Here is an 18,188-nt window from a genome sequence, read left to right as displayed (position 1 = left end):
AATCAGAACCGGATCAACCGCTCCTCGTGAGAGGCATTTAGCGTCATAGGGCCAATGCCGACCAGAGACAGCATTCCAATGCCACCATAGGCCAACGTCCCCGCCGCCCTGACGATGCAGACCTGGGCAGTTGTAGCGCGATATAGGGTGACACCTGCGACCACCGCGTCATGGCACGAGCCTGAGGCGGCAATGGTCACCGTCACATTCGCCTTCTGCCAGCCGACGATGCGCGCATTCCCTGTCCCCGCAGCATTGCCGAACACCGCGATGTTTGTGGCAGTATCGGCGCAATTGATCGTCAGCCCGGCCTTGGTGTACAACTGGCTGTTGCAGCGCGCGGCAAATCGTGCCGCGTCCGAAAGGCCGGCCTCCATCAGCAGCTTTTTGTGGATCATATTGCCGAACTCGAACACGCCCGCCGACAGAATCAGCATCAGCGGCGCGATCAGCGCCATTTCTACGAGAGCCGTGCCGCGCTGCTCGCGTCGAAATCTGTGGAGATGATGATACAGCGCTCCGATCATCGCCATCACCGGTAGAGCTGGGCTTCGTCGCGAAGGAAATTGTCGAGCGTGCCCTGGCCGGCACCGCCGGTTACGTCGACCAGTTCCACCATCACCGACGCATCTTCCGATGCTGACGGTACGGGTTCAGTGAGGAAGAAACTGCCGAAGGCTTCGACCGGCAGATTGGTGCTATGGCCGGACAGGCCGTTGCCCGCAGCTTCGAGTGCCTTGCAGTTCAGGATAGCGCCATAAATCAACCGACGATCAACTGTGGTGACGGGCGGTTGGCAAGCCGCGGACGGCGTTCCGATCTCTCCACCTGTCGACGCGGTGCCCACCAACCCGGCCGATATCTCGTAACGGTAGACCTCATAGCGCGTCGGCTTGGTTGTATTCCATGACGATGGATAGGAGGCGGACCCGAAGTTGGTGCTCCAATAGCCGGAGAAATCCCAATTTCCGTCGCCCATCCTGCCGCCCAGATACGGGGTGGTCGCATCGCGCGGAAGGCCCATTGTTCCAGCTTCGGTGAACGAAAGCTGGTTCATGGCAGCGCATTGATTGGTGCTGCCGGTGGTCTGTATCGCCCCCTTTCGGACGTTGGCGGCCGGACCGTACTCGGGGCTGTCGAAGTGGTTGCCGTTGGCTCCAATCCCGAAACGAACGTTGAAGGCATCTTGCACCGGGCCGGCATTCTGACCGGTCTTCGTCGTTACGTTCGCGGAATTGTAGCAGCCGATCGGCGTCGATGTTGCGATGGTCTGGGCCAGCGCTTGGGCACCGTTTCCCACATTTGGCGGAGGCTCGAGGAAGCCGAAGTTGCCCGGGCCGGCCGCAGCCCCATTTCCGACCTTCCTCAGTTCGATCAGCCGGCGATGGACGGCCGGATTGGCAACGGCCTGCTCAAGCGTGTAGCCGCCGGCGTCATTCGTTCCGTCTTCATCCATCTCATAAGGATTGCACATGAAGACCGGTGTGAAATCGCAGACGCCGGAGGTGAAGCCCGCTACCGCGACTGCCCCGACATTGAAGCTGTCGCTGGCGCCGGATGTCACAAATGAGGCGGGAAAGATCGCGGCAAACCCTTGGGGAGCGACTGTCACCTGGATAAACTGTGTTTCCGCCTGTCCGACAGCCAGGTTGGCATCTGCAAGATAGTTGGCCTGATTGGCTGCTGTAATCTTGGTTCCGTCGTTGGCAGGGATCGCTTTGAGGAAGCACCAGGAAATGTTGCCAGCACTGTTGCAGCGCTGCGTGCCTCCCGGCTGACCGGAGGTCAGAGTGAACCTGCCTGCCGTGGAGAAGTTGCTTTCATTGTCTACGAGCGTCGCCATGGCGCGTTCGGCCCGCGCCCAGGAACCGCTGCTTCCGTCCAGTTCCGCTGCCGCCGCGAGCGCAAACGCGTCAGCGCCCTTCTGAAGATCGTTGTGGAGGTTGTTGACCCGGCTCATATCGATCGCCAGCAGGGAAAAGCCGATGATCGCCGGCAGCGTCACGCTGACGAGAATCAGCGCTATTCCCCTCTGATCGTGCCAGAACGCGCGAACAATCCGCAGCATGGCCTTACTCTTAGCTCCCCTGACGCCAGTCCCTTTGCCTAACGCTGAACCCGCATCCTTCTATTCAACCCCGGTGTTGCCGACATTGACTGTGATGGCCGGCGGCGGCGGTGGTGGCGGTGGAATTCTGTAACTCTCAGCGACAGCGGCGGCGCGCACGCCGTCGCCCTTGATCGTCGTGTTCCTGGAGGCCGGATTGAGCGGGTCGACCGTCTGCAGAAGCGAGTTGTATTTCTGCGTGTCGCCTGCGGCCAAGGTCATTGTATCGTAGCGATTCAAATAATCGGCGCAGCCCGTCAGCAAGCCGGCGCACAAGAGGATGAGCAAGATCCTATTTCTTGACATAGAGCATCTTGTCCTTGGATTTGAGGTCGAGCATGTGGCCGTAGGGACCGACCACGCCTTGGCCGAGTTCATATTTGCGAACCATGTCCTTGGTCACTTCCAGTTGACCGAGCACGAAAAACTCGGGGTCGTTGGCGGGCCGTGTCTTGTCGAACGGCGTCGCCAGCTGTTCGCCTGGTTTCACCGGCCGCACGATACGCGGCGTCACGATCACGACCAGTTCGGTCTCTTCCTTCTGGTTGCTCGAATTCCGGAACAGCGCCCCGACGATCGGCACCTGGCCGAGCCACGGCACCTGTTCCTGGATCTTGGTGTTCTTGCTGGAAAGAAGCCCGCCGATCGCGAAGCTCTGGCCGTCGCGCAATTCGACGACGGTCGACAGCTTGCGGTTGGTGAAGATCGGGTCTCCGGCGGTGGTGAAGCCGGTCAGGTCGCTGACTTCCGGCGCCAGCCTGATGTTGATCTTGTCGTCGTCAAGAACGATCGGCGTGAACAGCAGATTGACGCCGAATTGCTTGAACTCGACGCTGATCTCGCCATCACCGTCGTCGGTGCGGATAGGTACTTCGCCACCGGCGTTGAAGCTGGCCGGCTCGCCGGACAGAGTGGTGAGGTTGGGCTCGGCCAGCATGCGCACAACACCCTTGGCCTCGAGCGCCTCGATGATCAGGTCGACCTTGATGTTGCTGTCGATGACGCGGGTGATCAGCGCCGCGAAAGGATTGGCGTTCGACAGCAGGCCGCTGAGCAGGTCGCCCGGCCCCAGCACGGCACCATCCTCGTCGACGGCGGCAATTCCGGTTCCGGTTCGGGTCGAGCCGCTGTTGCTTCTGATCGAGACGCCAAGATCGCGGCCGGCATTGCGCTTTGCCTCCAGCACCCGCACTTCCAGATTAACCTGCTGGCTGTCGTCGACGGTCACCGCGTTTATGATCGCGTCGGGCCCGTATTGCTGGGCAACCTGCAGGATCGCCGCCAGTGTGGCGCCGTCCTTGACATGGCCGCCAAGCCTGACCTTGCCATTGACCGAGCCGATGTCGATGCGCGAATTGGGCGCCACCTGCCGGATCGCTTGCGCCATGTCGCTCACGTCGACGCCGACCTCGATCTGGATCACGCCAAGGGAGCGCTTGTCTTCTGAAAAGAGGTTGACGGTGGTGGTGCCGGCGCTCTTGCCGATGACATAGAGCGTCCGGTCGGTCATTGGCTGGGCGTCGGCGATCTTCTCGTCGCCGACGACGATGTCGCCCAGCGTGGCGTTCACCTGGATCGTCACTGACTGCGACATGGGCAGGAAAACACGGTGGACGCTGGGGTTAGATACATCGATCTTGCGGTCGGCTGCATGAGCAGCAAGATCGATCGGCAATAGCATCACCGAACAGGCCAGCGCGGCAGCCGCCAGTGGTCCCCGGAACATTCGCATCTAGGCTACCCCCCTTGCCGATTCGTTCGGCAATACGCCGGTGTTACTTTTGTCGCGGCACGTCGTAAGATTCAAGCTTCACACCCCTGAACACGCCGATTGTCGCACGCGCCGGCGGCTCCGGCTGCACATATTTGATCACTTCCTTAACCACTTCTTGCACCTGGGGTGCTGAGGCCACTGCCGGAGCAGGTTTTGCGGCGCTCAACAGGTCGAGCCTGCTTCCCACCCGTTCCACGGCCTGGGTCAGCCCATTGATCTTGTCGTCCGCGCGCTTTCGTTCGGCTGCGGCCTCAGCCTCGGCTATTGCCTGCTTGGCGAGCTCGGCCTCCCTGGCGGCAACATCGGCCGGCGTGTCGCCGGTCAGGTCGGAAAGCGTGACGCGTTCGGTTGTCTCGCCCTCGCTGGCGGCTGCCTGGCGAAGCGCCAGGGACAACTGGCCGGCGTCGGCGGCCAAGGTCAGCTTCTGTGCGTCCCTGGTGCTGGCCTCGAGCGTGACCGACTTCACCACCGTCGGACTGTCGGTGCTTTCGTCGGCAACCTGGTCGACGGCGAGCACCTTCATGCTCTGCAGCAGCACGTCGACAAAGCTCCTATCCGCGCCGCCATCGCCGCGCATTGTGCGCGTCAGCAGCACGTCGACACGATCGCCGGGAAAGACAAATCCGGCGACGCCGAGCACGTCGTTGACCCTGATAGAGACGGCCTTCATGCCTTCGCCGAGCACCGCCGAGAGCGTGGCCCGCTGGCCGGGGCCGGTGATCTTAGTGGCGAGAACAGGCTCGTTGGCGCTGATCGCCTGCAGCGCCTGCCTGGTGCCTTCGCCAGCCAGCGCCTCCTTCGTTGTCTTGAAAGCTCCGGCCGGAATGGCACCCGCAGGCCAGGCGATCTCACGCAGCTTGTCGGCCGACAGAGTGTCGCCGAATTTCAGCGCCACCGCCGCCACCACGACCGTATCGCGCTGGATTCCGTTTGATTCCGCCATCGCACTACGCTGACTGGCCAGCCAGACATTGGCGAGCACCACCGCCAGGACGCCGAACACGCCCGCAAGAACGATCATGATAAGTGTATTCGCACGCATAGCCCCAAGCCCCAAGTGCGGGAATTCGCCCGCCGCGATTGGATTCAGGCCCGGATCGGATGGGACCCGGGCCTGAGCGTGATCAGGCGATCAGGTTCCGACGCCCGTTCCTACGTTGCAAGTGCCGAGTGGCGATGCTTCCAGCGCGGCGCATAGGCCGGTAAAGCGACCGGTCACCCAGCCGCCGATCGCCAAGATAGCAAGTATCGCTGCTGCGGCGATAATGCCGACAAGGATGGAATATTCGACCATGGCAGCGCCGTTTTCGTCGTCGCGGAACTGCCGGGTCATCGTCATGAGCTTCTTCATGCCAATTTCTCCCTTTGGAGGTTTGAACCCGACGAGACGAGCCAAGGATGAAATCCATACCCAAGCATCCCCCGTCATCTCGATCTAAGTCCCGACGAAAATCAGAGTCAAACGGGATTAAGGATTGCTTAACTTTCCTATACATGATTTGGCAAGAATATTGCCGATCTCAGGCGGACCAAAACATTGATTCGGCTCGTTTTTCAACCCCTCTTAACCATTCGTTCATAATTTGGCCGTGGGTATGGCGGAAGTGGGGCGGTATTAGCGATGGTGCATATTCCTTTATATCTAAGGCCTTAGGTGGGCTCCATGACGCCTTTGTGGCAAAAAAGGCACTTGCATTGAAAAGCGAGTCCTCGTGTTCCATTAGGACAGCGGCGCTGACCAAATAAACGTCGCGTTTTCTGATGCTTGATCTTAACTATGTCTGAAGTATTAAATTGCATGGTGCGCGGCTGGCGCTTGTGCCATCTGTGGTTAACGCTTAGTTTCAGCGTGGGGATTAAACGGGGAAGAAGCATCATGTTGGGCCGATTCACCAAGGGGCCAAGCGAACCGCGGGCCGAGCCAAGGGTTGAGCCGATCGTGACGTTGCCAGTCGCGGCGCTTTCCCTTGCAGCCGACATCGAATCGGAAGGTGACGGTTTCCTGACGCTCAAGGTCGAGCTTCACCGCCATCTGATCGACCGGTTCAATCTTGCCGCGCTTGAAACGGCATCGAAGGATGAGATCCTGAACGAAATCCGGCCAATCGTTCGCGAGTTCGTTCGTGCTCGCGCTGTACCGCTGAACGCGCGTGAGCTCGACAGGCTGACCAGTGAGACAGCCGACGAGATGCTGGGCCTTGGGCCGATCGAGCCGCTGCTCAAGGACGACTCGATCACCGACATATTGATCAATACCCACAAGCGCGTCTTCATCGAGCGGCGCGGGGTGATCGAGGAGACGGCGATCCGCTTCCGTGACGAGGCGCATCTGCTGCGCGTCATCAACAAGATCGTCTCGGCCATCGGCAGGCGCGTCGATGAATCGTCGCCGATGGTGGATGCGCGCCTGGAAGACGGCTCGCGCGTCAACATCGCGGTGCGGCCGATCTCGGTGGATGGCCCACTGGTGTCGATCCGCAAATTCTCGAAGAATCCCTACTCGCTCGAACGACTGATGGTGCTCAACTCGATCCGCCAGCCGATGATCGACCTGCTGCGCATTGCCGTGCAGGCGCGCAAGTCGATCCTGGTTTCGGGCGGCACAGGCAGCGGCAAGACGACATTGCTCAACGCGTTGTCGAGCTACATCCCGTCCCGGGAGCGCCTGATCACCATCGAGGACGCCGCGGAACTGCAACTGCAGCAGCCGCATGTTGGCCGGCTGGAGACGCGTCCGCCCAATGTCGAGGGAAAAGGCGAGGTTCGTCAGCGCGAGCTGCTCAAGAACGCGCTGCGCATGCGGCCGGACCGCATCATCGTCGGCGAGGTGCGCGGCGAGGAAGCCTTCGACATGCTGCAGGCGATGAACACCGGCCATGAAGGTTCGATGACAACCATTCACGCCAACACGCCGCGCGATGCAATATCGCGGCTGGAACAGATGGTCGGCATGGCCGGCATGCCGATGACCCATGAGTCCATTCGAGCGCAGATCGCGTCGGCCATCGACATCATCGTGCAGACGCAGCGTCTTTCGGACGGTGGCAGGCGGGTCGTTTCAATCTCCGAACTGACCGGCATGGAGGGCAATGTCGTCCAGCTTCAGGAGATTTACCATTTTGTCCGCCGGGAGGTGACGCCGGAGGGCAAAATAATCGGCGATTTCCGCGCTACCGGCATCCGTCCACGCTTTGCCCCGGAGGCGGCGACGCTTGGCCATCATTTTGCCAAGGACGCCTTCAATCCGCAGGTTGCGCTCTGATGCCCTCCGGTCAGACTTTGCTCTACTTCATTTATGTGCTCGCGGCCGCCTCGACGATTCTCGCTGGTGAGGCCCTGTATTTTTCCTTTGTCAAGCGCCGCTCGCGAGTCAGCACGATCAACCGCCGGATGAAGCGTCTGGTTGATGACGTTCCGGCCGAACTTACCTTGCAAGGATTGCTGCGCGAACGCGGGCTGACGGACTCGGGCGACTTTCTGTTTGGCCTGATCGGGCTGAACAGGCTCTATACCCAGTCCGGTATCACCGGAAACCCGCTGTCTTTCGCCGCGACCTTCCTGCTCGCTGGCCTGGCATTGGGGTCGCTGTTGTCGATCTTTTTGGGTTTCTCGACCTTGGTTTCGCTCATCGTTTTTCTGGTGGTCGGATTCGTGCTGCCGCTTCTTGTTCTTCGGCGCGCCCGCAACAAGCGAATCCAGAAATTCGCGAAACAGCTCCCGGATGCGCTGGACATGATCGTTCGTTCACTGCGCGCTGGACATCCGGCTTCGGTGGCGATTGGTCTCGTCGCCCGCGAAATGCCTGATCCGCTCGGCACCGAATTCGGCATCGTTTCCGACGAAATCACCTTTGGACTCAGTATTGAACAAGCCGTGCGCAAGCTTTCACAACGCGTAGGCTTCGAAGGTCTTCATCTGCTTTCGGTGTCGCTGTCCATTCAAGCCAAGACCGGCGGCAATCTCACCGAGATTCTACACAATTTGTCGTCAGTGTTGCGCGAGAGGCAGAAACTGCGAATGAAAATCAGGGCGCTTTCGTCCGAGGGCCGAGTGTCGGCATGGATCATCTCACTATTCCCGGTCGCGATGTTCCTGGTCCTTCAGATACTTGCCCCAGCCTACTATGGAACCGTCTGGAACAATCCGGTCATCATGCCTGTGTTCCTGATTTTCGGGTCGTGGGCGCTGTTAGGTGATTTCATTATGTATCGAATGGTCAATTTCGATTTCTGAACAGGAGCGAAGCATAACTTGTTTTCGAACGTCCAGAATCTGAGTGTCTTGGTTTCCATTGCCGTCTTCGTGGCGGCGGTGGCACTTTTTCTGTTCGGCGCGCTCGTCTTCTTGCCGGCGCTGCAGACGCGGAAGCTGGTCGCAAAAAGCCTGATGGCCGAAGGTATTGCCGATCGCCGTTCGCTCGTTGGACAGGAGCAGCTTGCCAAGATCGCAGCGCAGCGGCCAGTGGACGCATATTTTCGCTCGATCGAAAAGGAGCGGGACGAGCCCAGCGCCTTGGACGCGAAGCTCTTTCGCGCCGGCTTTTACCAGTCAAGCGCTCCACTCATTTACACCTTGTCGCGGCTTGGCGCGGTCTGTGTCGGCTTTCTGGCGGCCTATGCGCTACTGTCACGAGTCCTGCCGCCTCAATTGCCCGCTTTCATAGCCTTTGCCGGTTCTGCTTTGTTTGGGCTCGCCTGCATGGTGATTCCAAGCGTCCTGCTCGATCGCTTCGAGAAGGGACAAAAGCGGATCTATCGTCGTGGCTTTCCCGATTTCATGGACATGATGATAACCTGCGCCGACGCAGGCATGAGCCTCGAGGCGGCCGTCGAGCGTGTCAGCGGTGAACTCGCCGGCACCCACAGATGGCTCGGCATCCAGCTTTCGATCATGACTTTGCAGTTGCGCGCCGGCAAACCATTGCGCGAGGCCTTGCGCGAACTTGCCGACCGCATTGGTCTTGACGAGGCACGGGCGCTGGCTGTGCTTTTCAGGCAGTCGGAAGAACTTGGCACTAGTCTCACCGACGCCTTGCGCGTCTACAGCGACGAAATGCGCAGCCAGAGAATCCTAAGTGCCGAAGAGCGCGCCAATGCTTTGCCGGTCAAGATGATGATCCCATTGGGGCTCTGCATCTTCCCGGTCGTGTTGATGGTCATCATGTTACCGGTGATCATTCGAATGAGGGGTGTTTTCTTCTAGGCACGTCTGTGCTTTGGTCGAAATACAGAGTCGGAGAGAACTCTTTTGGGGGACGAAATGACAGGGCCAATGCGCCTCGCAGCCGTAGCCGGTTTGCTGTTTATCGTGCTTTCCGGCTGTCAGACGGCTGGTACCAACGGCGTCGTCCGCACCAACGAGCCCTCAAAAGGTGACGTGACAGCCTTTGGCGATGCTTTCGACGGGCTGAAGACGGTCAGCGACGTCGAGTACTATGCCTCGGACCAGGCTGTTGCCGAAGCCAAGAACCAGTTCCGCGCGGAAAATTACGGCAACGCCGGCGCCCTGTTCTACAAGGCGACGCAACTGGCGCCCAATGATGGTGGTGCCTGGATGGGCCTGGCCGCCTCTAGCGATCGCATCCGCCGCTTCGACCTCTCCGACCTGGCCTATCGCCAGGCCTTCCGGCTGGTCGGCGGGACACCCGAATATTACAACAATGTCGGCTATTCCTATCTGCTGCGCGGCAAGCTGCAGGACGCGCGCAGCAATTTCCTCAAGGCTTATGAGCTGGCGCCCAACGATCCGACCGTGGCCAACAATCTGCTGCTCCTGTCGTCCAGCGTGAAGAATCTCGAGCGGTAAGGCGATAGCATGTTGCTCGCCGCATCGCTGCTGCTGAAGGGACTAGCCATTCCTTTGCTGGCAAGGATCGCCTGGCTCGACTTCACCACCCAGAAGATATCCAACCAGAATGTGCTGCTGCTGCTTTGCCTGGGTTTGGGCTCGCTGCAGCTCCTATCGGTGCAATCCGGGTCGTGGTGGGACATGGGCCTGAGCGGGCTTGCCGGGCTTTTGCTGTTTGTTGCGCTCTTCCCGTTCTGGGCCCTGCGCAAGATCGGGGCCGGCGACGTCAAGCTGATGGCGGTGGTGCCGTTGCTGATCGGCGGCAGCGGCCTCGTCGTATTTTCAGTGCTGCTGCTGGTTTTCGCTCTCGCCACAGCGATGGTCGTCAAATATCCGCTCATGCTGCCGCAAGGCGTCTTTCGCCTGTATGTTCAGCACCTGGACCGCAAAGGCGTTGTGCCGTTTGGCGTGCCGATCTCGCTCGCAGCGATCTGCACGATAGTGTTTCAGATTTATACCAACATGATGGTGCATGGCGGAGTACCAGCCTGAAATGGAACGCACGAAAATCCTTTCGATGCTCAGAAGCGAGTAACTTGCACTGAACCGGCGAAGTGCTTGGATCGCAGGTACGGGCGGGGCGCCGCATGCGGGTCGAACCATCGACAGGAGCTATGTCATTCTCTGGAGTCTCACTGGGCGCTGAAGGCCAGTCGACAGGCACGTTGGCCGCCATGCGGACGGCCGCGGCCATGCAACTGGCCTGAGTGCCACTGCCATCAATAGCGTGCAGGAAACCTCGTCTGCCGGTTTTGAGGCTCTGTTTGCTGTATCGTTCGTGTAGAATAAAAAAGGGCCGGCGCGACGTGTACGCCGGCCCTTCTTATGCGGTAACAAGTAGCTCGCCTCTCCAAAGGGAAAGAAGCAGAACTTGCTACCCAAACGCGTCAGGTTCCGACGCCCGTCGTTACGTCGCAGGCGCCGAGTGGCGAGGCTTCCAGCGCGGCGCATAGGCCGGTAAAGCGACCGCTCACCCAGCCGCCGATCGCCAAGATAGCAAGTATCGCTGCTGCGGCGATGATGCCGACAAGGATGGAATATTCGACCATGGCAGCGCCTGAATCGTCTTGGCAAAACTGCCGGGCCGTGGTCATGAGTGTGTCCATGGAGTTCCCCTGTTAACCCGACGTGTCGACGTCGTCCGAGTAAAATGCGCGAGAGCTAATGCAATAGCATCATTCGAACGAGGGACTAGAGCCCGCCTAGAACCCATTTCTGATAAACTGCGGGCAGCCAGTCACCGCATAGCTTGGCGTCGTGAACGTCCCTACTCCCGTGAAATAATGGCAGGTGGATCCACCCGCTGGGCTCTTCGCCTGATGATAGAGAACCCCTGTCGACGTAGCGAACATCGCGCCAACCGCCCCCGCCGCGATAACTAGCAGCACACCCAGAGAGACGACTATTTTCCGCATTTTTTAGCCCGCGATCGCGAATGGTGGTGGCAATGAACGTTTGCAGTGCGCCTAAGGATATCCGCCTTTGAGGACGATCAGGCCGATCAGGATTGCGCTTGCCGCAGCAACCGACGCCCACCAAGTCGCATCGCGCGAAGGTCGCCAGTGTCGGCGGTGTCTAGCCGCTTTCGCCACTGGCCAGACCGATTATCGTAGCGCGATTTTTCCACTCCTCCCACTCCCAGAGTCAACAATGCGTTTGTTGCCGATTGGAGTCCAGACGCGCGCCCAAGGGTCGGCTTTAGGCGGCGCGCGCCAAGCCAACGGCTATTCCCAAGGCGATCGGCCCGCGCATCGCGGGAGTGCAGGTTTTAACCTCACCGATCGAAACCGACTTCATCACAATGAACGGCGACAATCTCAAAGAGTCAGGGCATGACCGGCGCATCGGAATTCTGCTGGATCGAATAGATGTGTTGGCTGGGAAATAGTACAGTTAGGCGCTCCGCGAAGGTAATCGCTGAGGCTGAGCGCGCCGAACGCGCCGCAAAGACGGCAAGATTGAAATCGCTTCGCATGGCAACTCAGAGTGACTTGAATGTTTCGTTTCCGGAGGAGCTCGATTGCTCGCTCCTCGTCGCGGCACTGATTCAAGGCGAATCATCGGGCCAGCCTTTCAACCGTCTCAATGATGGCTTTGGCAAGGGCTTTGCCTTCATGGATAGGCTCGCGGCCGTAGAGCAGTAGCACGGCTTCCTCGCTCGGCAGCAGGCCGGCCGGCAGGTCTGTTCAATAGCCGTGCGAACCAGCTTGAGGGGCCCAGGTGTTGTGGATGTTCTCTTGGGCTTCCATGCAAGTCCGCCATGTCGCGCAAGGGCGTCCTGCGCTTCTGCGGCCGGCATTTCTCCACTCGTACTTGGGGCATGCATGCCCAGAGTCTGAAGGCCTACGAAATTCGCCGCACTTAGCTAAAAGTACGGCGATTACTCGCAAAGTAGTTGAAAAGCATGGTGAAGGGCGGTGTGGGGTGTAGTCGCGGTTGAATCGACTGAGGCGGCGAGGGGTATTTATGGCGCAAAGCGCCATCCCTGACTTTTCACATCAGGTGCTTACGAGACGCGAGGCTTTGCGTCTGTGCTAGTATTTGGCTGGGAGCCGGCGCGGCGGGGAGCGCCCAGTTTATAGAGTAGATTTGGCGGTACATCGGGATCGTACGGCAACATCCATTTAGAGATAACGATGAATTGATCTCGAGAAATTTGCGGGAGATTAGGGAAATATCCAAGTTGCTCGAGTTTTTCAACAGGTATGCGGAAAAAGAACCCGACGCGTTTCATCATTTGGCGCGGGATGTCGCTAGGCGCGTAGCCGACGGCGTGGGGTCGCGAAAAATCGAAGATTGAGGGAAGATACGATGCCGAAGCCGGTCGCCTTTCTCGATGCAAGTTTCTTGATAGGAATGGCTCGGAAACTGAATTCCGGGGATTATTGTCGCAATGACGCAGTCTCAAAACGCACGGGTCTGGGCCAGCCGCGCCTTCATGGACTCATCACGAATCAAGGGGTTCACCGCCGACCCGTTACCGACTGGCATGCGTCTTGGCCAGATGGCCGAGTTGAATGAAACGGGCGAACGGATGTCGGCTGAGCATTTTCCGAAGGAGATCTTCGCCAAGTATCCGGACAGGAAAGAAAAGAAGCAGGCGGATCTCGTGCTTGCTGCGGGCGCGGTGGTGGTGTCGGCGGCCTGCGCCGATGTGCTGCGGCAATTCGATCTCGGCCATTCCTCTCTTTATCCGATCAAGCTTTTCCAGCATGATCGCAAGACGCCGGTGGAGGGCGAATATTTTTGCCTCAATATCGGCGAGCGCAAAGATGCTTTTCTGCGCGAGTATTCACAGAAGGTTATTGAATACGGCATCGGCGGTTTCAGAATGCCGCCAAACCTTCATGACGATGACGTTGCGGTGAGCGGGGTCGCACTTGAAGGATCCGATCTGTGGGTAAGCCCGCCTTTGAAACGTATCTTTTTCTTGAGTGACAGGCTGACCCAAGCGCTACGGGCGGCAAAAATGGGCAGGGTCTTCGGGTTTCGCACCTGTCGCATTGTCGAAGCTAGCTAGAATTCATCTCGGGGCAGATCGATGGCGGTACCTTTTGCGTTCGAGATACATCATACTTTTCCAGAAGCGCTGTTTGACGATCTGGACATTCGTGAGCAGCTGCAGCGGTTGTTCGCCGAAACCGGCACCAATTTCACAATGGACATGGCCGGAAACGAGATCGCGCTCTTTACCGATTCCGAAGTTGCAGTCTATGTGCGGGCGCTCACGGGGGGCGACGGAAGCAACGTCTACTACGACAGCGATTTCGGCAGCGCGGTCCAGAATGGACCGTGACTGAGTGGTGATCCCGACAGGAATCGAACCTGTGACCTACAGATTAGGAATCTGCCGCTCTATCCTACTGAGCTACGGGACCACGCGGCCCGACACATAGCCGCTTCGGATCGTTTCGCCAAGAGGCAGGCTTGACGCAATCGGTCGGTTGCTAGCCGTCGAGAGGCTTCTGCTCACAATTCGAAATTGTATCCTCACTTTACGACTGAACCACGAGGGTTGGATCGCAAAGATGAGCTGGGGATAGCGGAACTTCGGATCACCGCCGCGCTTTAGTGTGCCGAAGGAGATGCCGCATGAGTGCTACGAAAGAGTTCTTTGAAACCTGGCTCCAGGAGAACGTCGGCGACCTGCCCGCTGAAAGCGAGGTGAGCGTGGCGGTCTTGGCGCAGCAATTCGAACAAGATGCCGACGCGGCCGGTTATGGTCGCGAGGTGCGCGAAGACGAGATCGGCGACATTGAAGAGGCTATTGCGGAAGCCCTGAGCAAGGCCAGGGCAGGCGCAGAGCCGCAGGCTGCGGCCGAAGAGAGTGATCCGGCGCCCGTCATGGAGGCGCTGGAGGTCGACGACCCGAAGAGCGGACCATAGCGGTCCAGGTACCATCGATTGATTTTCGCCCGAGCGGTTGCGGCTCCCCCTACATGACCGCCCATGATTATCGGCGTCGCGTTGGCTGCCTACCCTCGGGGCATGCATCAGGCGGCCAGCGCCGTCTCCGCGAGCTTCACCCAATAGCTCATGCCGTGCGGGATGACCTCGTCGTTGAAGTCGTAGGCCGGATTGTGGAGACCGGCGGTGTCGCCATTGCCGATGAAGATGAAGGCGCCGGGCCGCGCCTCCAGCATATAGGAGAAATCCTCGCCGCCCATCACCGGCTGGATGGCGCGGTGCACATGGGCCTCGCCGGCGACATCAGCCGCGACGTCGCTGGCAAAGGCCGTCTCTTCCGGATGGTTGAAGGTGACGGGATAATTGGCGTTGTAGTCGACCTCGATCGTTGCGCCGAAGGCCGCGCCCACGCCCTCGCAGATGGCGCGCACGCGCTGCTCAGCCTTCCTGGCGACCTCCTTCTTCAGCGTGCGCACGGTGCCGGCGATCTCGGCGCTCTCGGGAATGACGTTGTAGGCGTCGCCGGCGTGGAACTTCGTCACCGACACCACGACAGCCTCGACCGGATCGGTGCTGCGCGAGGCGATCGTCTGCAGAGCGCCGACGAGCTGGCTGGTGATGACGATCGGGTCGATCGTGCCGTGCGGCATTGCCGCATGCCCGCCCCGGCCCTTGACGGTGATGGTGAATTCGGCGGTCGCCGCCATGATCGGGCCCGGCTTGATGGCGAATTGCCCGACCGGCAGGCCTGGCATGTTGTGCATGCCGAATACCTTGGAGATGCCGAAGCGCTCCATCATGCCGTCCTTGACCATCTCGTTGCCGCCACCGCCGCCTTCTTCGGCCGGCTGGAAGATCACTGCGACGGAGCCGGCGAAATTGCGCGTCTCGGCAAGATATTTGGCAGCACCGAGCAGCATCGCGGTGTGGCCGTCATGGCCGCAGGCGTGCATCTTGCCCGGAATGGTCGAGGCGTAGGGTTTTCCGGTGATCTCGTTGAGCGGCAGCGCGTCCATGTCGGCGCGCAGGCCGATGCTCGTGCCTTCGCCCAGGCGGCCGCGGATGATGCCGACGACACCGGTCTTGCCGAGGCCTGTCACCACGTCGTCGCAACCGAAGGCCTTCAGCTTGTCGGTGACGAAGGCGGCGGTCTTGAAGACGTCGAAATTCAGCTCCGGCGTCTGGTGCAGATGGCGGCGCCAGCCGGCGACCTCGTCTTGCATTTCGGCGGCGCGGTTCAGGATCGGCATGATGGTTCCATCTCGCTGTTGGAGCAGACGGGCCTCTGCCTGCTGCTTTGCAAATTGTGCCTGCTGTTTTACAATTGTCATTCAGGCACTTTGCCATCTTGACGTCACATAGGCTAAATAGCACCGCAAGATTGCGATCCGGATAGGGGCCGGATCACCATGCTGGCGATCGCGTAACAAATCTTACGGAGCCAGAGGCGACTGCGGCAAGAGGCGATTTCGGATTCCACCATGCGGTACAGGCATTTCCTCAAACTATTGCTGGCGGGCGCCGTGGCGCTTCCGGTGCTGGCCGGACCGGCTCTCGCCAATCCGACGATCGTGTTCGACCTCGGGAACGGCAAGATCCTCCAGCACCAGGAGGCTTTCAAGCGCTGGTATCCTGCCTCGCTGACCAAGCTGATGACCGCCTATGTGGCATTTCGTGCGATTGCCGCGGGCGAGGTCCAGCTCGATTCGCCGATCAAGGTCACGAAACGTTCCGCCGGCGAGCCGCCGAGCAAAATGGGCTTCAAGCCGGGCTCGGTCATGCGGCTCGACAACGCGCTGAAGATGATACTGGTCAAGTCGGCCAACGACGTCGCCATGGCCGTCGGCGAGAACATCGGCGGTTCGCAGGCCGCTTTCGCCGAACGCATGAACACCGAGGCGCGCCGGCTCGGCATGACCGGAACGCATTTCGTCAACCCGAACGGGCTGTTTTCGCCGGACCAGTATACGACGGCGCGCGACCTCGGCTTGCTGGTGATGGCGATCCGCACGGAATTTCCGCAATATGCCCCATGGTTCTCGATCGAGGGCCTGGCCGTCGGCAAGAAGCAGATCCCGAACTACAATCTCCTGATCGGCCGCTATCCCGGCGCCGACGGCATGAAGACCGGTTTCGTCTGTCCCTCGGGCTTCAACATGATCGGCTCGGCAACACGCGACGGGCGCACGCTGGTGGCGGTGGTGCTTGGCGAGAAGTCGGCCGTCACCCGCGCCGAGACCGTCGCCAGGCTGCTCGACCACGGCTTTGCCACGCCGACACCGGGCTGGTTGACGGTGGCGGCGCTGCCTTCCTATGGCGACACCACATCGGTCAACAACCTGAATGACGAGATTTGCAGGAAGAAGCCGGCTAAGGAGCAGTCGGAAGCTGTCACTGTCGGCGATAAGAATGCGCCAAAATCTCCTTATCGGAAAAAGCTCGACCATGTGCCGACATTGGTCGCCGTCGGCCTTGGCGGCGCCACCGGGCCGAAGCCGAAGGCGATGCTCGATGCATCGGGCCGGGAATATGCAGACGTGCCGCTGCCGAACTGGCGGCCCGACCTGCCGCCGCCGCCCGGCGCCGAGCCGGCAGTGATCGGTTCCGCAACTGCGGCCCAGGAGCCCGCCAAGGCCGTGAACTAGCCTGATGAGCAGCGGCTTTCCCATCGCCGTCTCGGTGCTGACCGGTTTTCTCGGCGCCGGCAAGACGACGCTGCTCAACCGGCTGCTCAGGGATCCCGCGCTTGCCGACACCGCGGTCATCATCAACGAGTTCGGCGAGGTGGCGATCGACCATCTCCTGGTCGAACAGGCCTCCGACGGCATCATCCAGCTTTCCGACGGCTGTCTCTGCTGCACGGTGCGCGGCGAACTGGTCGACACGCTGGCCGATCTCGTCGACCGGCTGCAGACCGGCCGCATCGCCCGGCTTGCCCGCGTCGTCATCGAAACCACCGGCCTCGCCGATCCGGCGCCGGTGCTGCAGTCGATCATGGCGCATCCGGCGCTGGTCCATGCCTTCCGGCTCGATGGCGTCATCACGCTGGTCGACGCGGTCAACGGCAATGCGACGCTCGACGCCCATGTCGAGGCGGTGAAGCAGGTGGCGGTCGCCGACCGCATCGTGCTGACGAAAGCCGATCTGGCCGCCGATCCGCGCGACGTCGAGGCCCTGCGGGCCCGGCTGCGGCAGATCAATCCGGGTGCCGAGCTGCTCGATGCCGGTGACAGAAGGACCGATGTAGCGGCGCTGTTCGATTGCGGCCTCTACAACCCAGCCACCAAGTCCGCCGACGCGCGGCGCTGGCTCGGCGAGGAAGCCGCCCATGATCACCACTGCGATCATGACCACGGCGACCATGACCACGATCATCGGCACGATTCCCGCGTACGCAACTACTCGCTGGTTCATGACGGGCCGGTGCCGTTTTCGGCGATCGAGATGTTCCTCGACCTGTTGCGATCGGCGCATGGCGAGCGCCTGCTGCGCATGAAGGGCGTCATCGAATTGCTGGAAGACCCATCGCGGCCACTGGTCGTCCACGGCGTGCAGAAGATCCTGCATCCGCCGGCGCGGCTGCCGTCCTGGCCGGACGGCCAACGCGGCACAAGGCTGGTGCTGATCACGCTCGACATGCCGGAAGATTACGTCCGCCGGCTGTTTGCCGCCTTCACCAACCGGCCATCGATCGACACACCGGACCGCGCAGCGCTGGAAAACAACCCGCTGGCCATCGCCGGCCGGTAGCTTGAAGCTGCCAATCTCCCCCTTGAGGGGGAGATGTCGCCGAAGGCGACAGAGGGGGTCGCCTCGGCTGGTGCGACGCCCGGTAGTTCGAAAGAAAAGGTTGGCGCTTCACGCGCGGCAGCCCCCTCTGGCCTGCCCTCTTTGCCAAAACTTGGCATCTCACCCTCAAGGCAGGGCTATCGCAGGCCGAGGCTTTCGCTCTACGATGTACCCCCACCCCTAACCCTCCCCACAAGGGCAGGGGAATCGCATTTGAGTAGTTGGAAAATGGCTTGCCAATTGCCGGGTTGTGGATTCTTGGGA

Annotated in this window: 19 protein-coding genes and 1 tRNA gene; 11 read left to right on the top strand and 9 right to left on the bottom strand. The window is 60.3% G+C overall.

From position 1 onward, the window contains the following. Positions 1–2 precede the first annotated feature (2 nt). The 6 genes from CIT26_RS20835 to CIT26_RS20810 form a co-directional block, all read right to left on the bottom strand. Positions 3–527: a TadE/TadG family type IV pilus assembly protein gene (locus CIT26_RS20835; RefSeq protein WP_280951123.1), complete on the bottom strand. Its 525-nt coding sequence runs from the start codon at positions 525–527 to the stop codon at positions 3–5. A 5-nt stretch (positions 528–532) separates the two neighbouring features. Further along, positions 533–2,068: a TadE/TadG family type IV pilus assembly protein gene (locus CIT26_RS20830; RefSeq protein ID WP_095494319.1), complete on the bottom strand. Its 1,536-nt coding sequence runs from the start codon at positions 2,066–2,068 to the stop codon at positions 533–535. Between the two features lie 60 nt (positions 2,069–2,128). Continuing rightward, positions 2,129–2,395 carry a hypothetical protein gene (locus CIT26_RS20825; protein ID WP_245319501.1) on the bottom strand — a complete coding sequence of 89 codons (267 nt, stop codon included), beginning with the start codon at positions 2,393–2,395 and terminating at the stop codon, positions 2,129–2,131. 4 nt (positions 2,396–2,399) lie between these two features. Continuing rightward, on the bottom strand, positions 2,400–3,839 hold the full coding sequence (locus CIT26_RS20820) for a type II and III secretion system protein family protein (protein ID WP_095494317.1): 1,440 nt from the start codon (positions 3,837–3,839) through the stop codon (positions 2,400–2,402). A gap of 43 nt (positions 3,840–3,882) precedes the next feature. Continuing rightward, complete coding sequence (gene cpaB / locus CIT26_RS20815) at positions 3,883–4,923, bottom strand: Flp pilus assembly protein CpaB (protein WP_095494316.1); 1,041 nt, start codon at positions 4,921–4,923, stop codon at positions 3,883–3,885. 90 nt (positions 4,924–5,013) lie between these two features. After that, positions 5,014–5,232, bottom strand: a complete 219-nt coding sequence (locus tag CIT26_RS20810; RefSeq protein ID WP_029348654.1) for a Flp family type IVb pilin — start codon at positions 5,230–5,232, stop codon at positions 5,014–5,016. A gap of 525 nt (positions 5,233–5,757) precedes the next feature. Between CIT26_RS20810 and CIT26_RS20805 the strand changes: the two genes are divergently transcribed. From CIT26_RS20805 to CIT26_RS20785, 5 genes are read left to right on the top strand one after another with little or no spacing between them, the layout of a single operon-like run. Continuing rightward, a complete protein-coding gene (locus CIT26_RS20805) occupies positions 5,758–7,143 on the top strand; it encodes a TadA family conjugal transfer-associated ATPase (RefSeq protein WP_095494315.1) in 1,386 nt (461 codons plus the stop codon). After that, positions 7,143–8,114: a type II secretion system F family protein gene (locus CIT26_RS20800; protein ID WP_095494314.1), complete on the top strand. Its 972-nt coding sequence runs from the start codon at positions 7,143–7,145 to the stop codon at positions 8,112–8,114. Before CIT26_RS20805 ends, CIT26_RS20800 begins: the two co-directional genes overlap by 1 nt. 18 nt (positions 8,115–8,132) lie before the next feature. Continuing rightward, on the top strand, positions 8,133–9,083 hold the full coding sequence (locus CIT26_RS20795) for a type II secretion system F family protein (RefSeq protein ID WP_095494313.1): 951 nt from the start codon (positions 8,133–8,135) through the stop codon (positions 9,081–9,083). 57 nt (positions 9,084–9,140) lie between these two features. After that, a complete protein-coding gene (locus CIT26_RS20790) occupies positions 9,141–9,686 on the top strand; it encodes a tetratricopeptide repeat protein (protein ID WP_167391490.1) in 546 nt (181 codons plus the stop codon). Between the two features lie 9 nt (positions 9,687–9,695). Further along, the gene (locus CIT26_RS20785; RefSeq protein WP_095494311.1) at positions 9,696–10,220 is read left to right on the top strand and encodes a prepilin peptidase; all 525 of its coding nucleotides are present in this window, start codon (positions 9,696–9,698) and stop codon (positions 10,218–10,220) included. A 395-nt stretch (positions 10,221–10,615) separates the two neighbouring features. Here the strand turns inward: CIT26_RS20785 and CIT26_RS20780 are convergent, their stop codons facing one another. Beyond that, positions 10,616–10,834 carry a Flp family type IVb pilin gene (locus CIT26_RS20780; RefSeq protein ID WP_095494310.1) on the bottom strand — a complete coding sequence of 73 codons (219 nt, stop codon included), beginning with the start codon at positions 10,832–10,834 and terminating at the stop codon, positions 10,616–10,618. Between the two features lie 852 nt (positions 10,835–11,686). Here CIT26_RS20780 and CIT26_RS36710 point away from each other — a divergent pair. The 3 genes from CIT26_RS36710 to CIT26_RS20770 all read left to right on the top strand — a co-directional run bounded on the left by CIT26_RS36710 (position 11,687) and on the right by CIT26_RS20770 (position 13,524). Beyond that, entirely contained in the window at positions 11,687–11,872 is a 186-nt protein-coding gene (locus tag CIT26_RS36710) for a hypothetical protein (protein ID WP_167391488.1), read from the top strand. A 749-nt stretch (positions 11,873–12,621) separates the two neighbouring features. Next, positions 12,622–13,248 (top strand): imm11 family protein, encoded by a 627-nt coding sequence (locus CIT26_RS20775; protein WP_095494309.1) that lies wholly within the window; start codon positions 12,622–12,624, stop codon positions 13,246–13,248. Positions 13,249–13,269: 21 nt separating this feature from the next. Beyond that, a complete protein-coding gene (locus CIT26_RS20770) occupies positions 13,270–13,524 on the top strand; it encodes a hypothetical protein (protein WP_095494308.1) in 255 nt (84 codons plus the stop codon). A 5-nt stretch (positions 13,525–13,529) separates the two neighbouring features. Here CIT26_RS20770 and CIT26_RS20765 read toward each other — a convergent pair. Next, positions 13,530–13,606, bottom strand: a tRNA-Arg gene (locus tag CIT26_RS20765). A 214-nt stretch (positions 13,607–13,820) separates the two neighbouring features. On the opposite strand from CIT26_RS20765, the gene CIT26_RS20760 reads away from it, so the two are divergent. Next, the gene (locus CIT26_RS20760) at positions 13,821–14,114 is read left to right on the top strand and encodes a DUF768 domain-containing protein (protein WP_095494307.1); all 294 of its coding nucleotides are present in this window, start codon (positions 13,821–13,823) and stop codon (positions 14,112–14,114) included. Between the two features lie 107 nt (positions 14,115–14,221). On the opposite strand, the gene CIT26_RS20755 is transcribed toward CIT26_RS20760, so the two are convergent. Then, the gene (locus CIT26_RS20755; protein WP_095494407.1) at positions 14,222–15,385 is read right to left on the bottom strand and encodes a M20 aminoacylase family protein; all 1,164 of its coding nucleotides are present in this window, start codon (positions 15,383–15,385) and stop codon (positions 14,222–14,224) included. Between the two features lie 231 nt (positions 15,386–15,616). Between CIT26_RS20755 and CIT26_RS20750 the strand changes: the two genes are divergently transcribed. Continuing rightward, positions 15,617–16,780 carry a D-alanyl-D-alanine carboxypeptidase family protein gene (locus tag CIT26_RS20750; protein WP_095494306.1) on the top strand — a complete coding sequence of 388 codons (1,164 nt, stop codon included), beginning with the start codon at positions 15,617–15,619 and terminating at the stop codon, positions 16,778–16,780. 4 nt (positions 16,781–16,784) lie between these two features. After that, positions 16,785–17,885 (top strand): CobW family GTP-binding protein, encoded by a 1,101-nt coding sequence (locus tag CIT26_RS20745; RefSeq protein ID WP_095494305.1) that lies wholly within the window; start codon positions 16,785–16,787, stop codon positions 17,883–17,885. Positions 17,886–18,188 lie beyond the last annotated feature (303 nt).

The sequence above is a fragment of the Mesorhizobium temperatum genome, assembly GCF_002284575.1.
Lineage (GTDB): Bacteria > Pseudomonadota > Alphaproteobacteria > Rhizobiales > Rhizobiaceae > Mesorhizobium > Mesorhizobium temperatum.
Note: the sequence above shows the minus strand (reverse complement) of the source record. Positions and strands in the feature narration are given on the sequence as shown.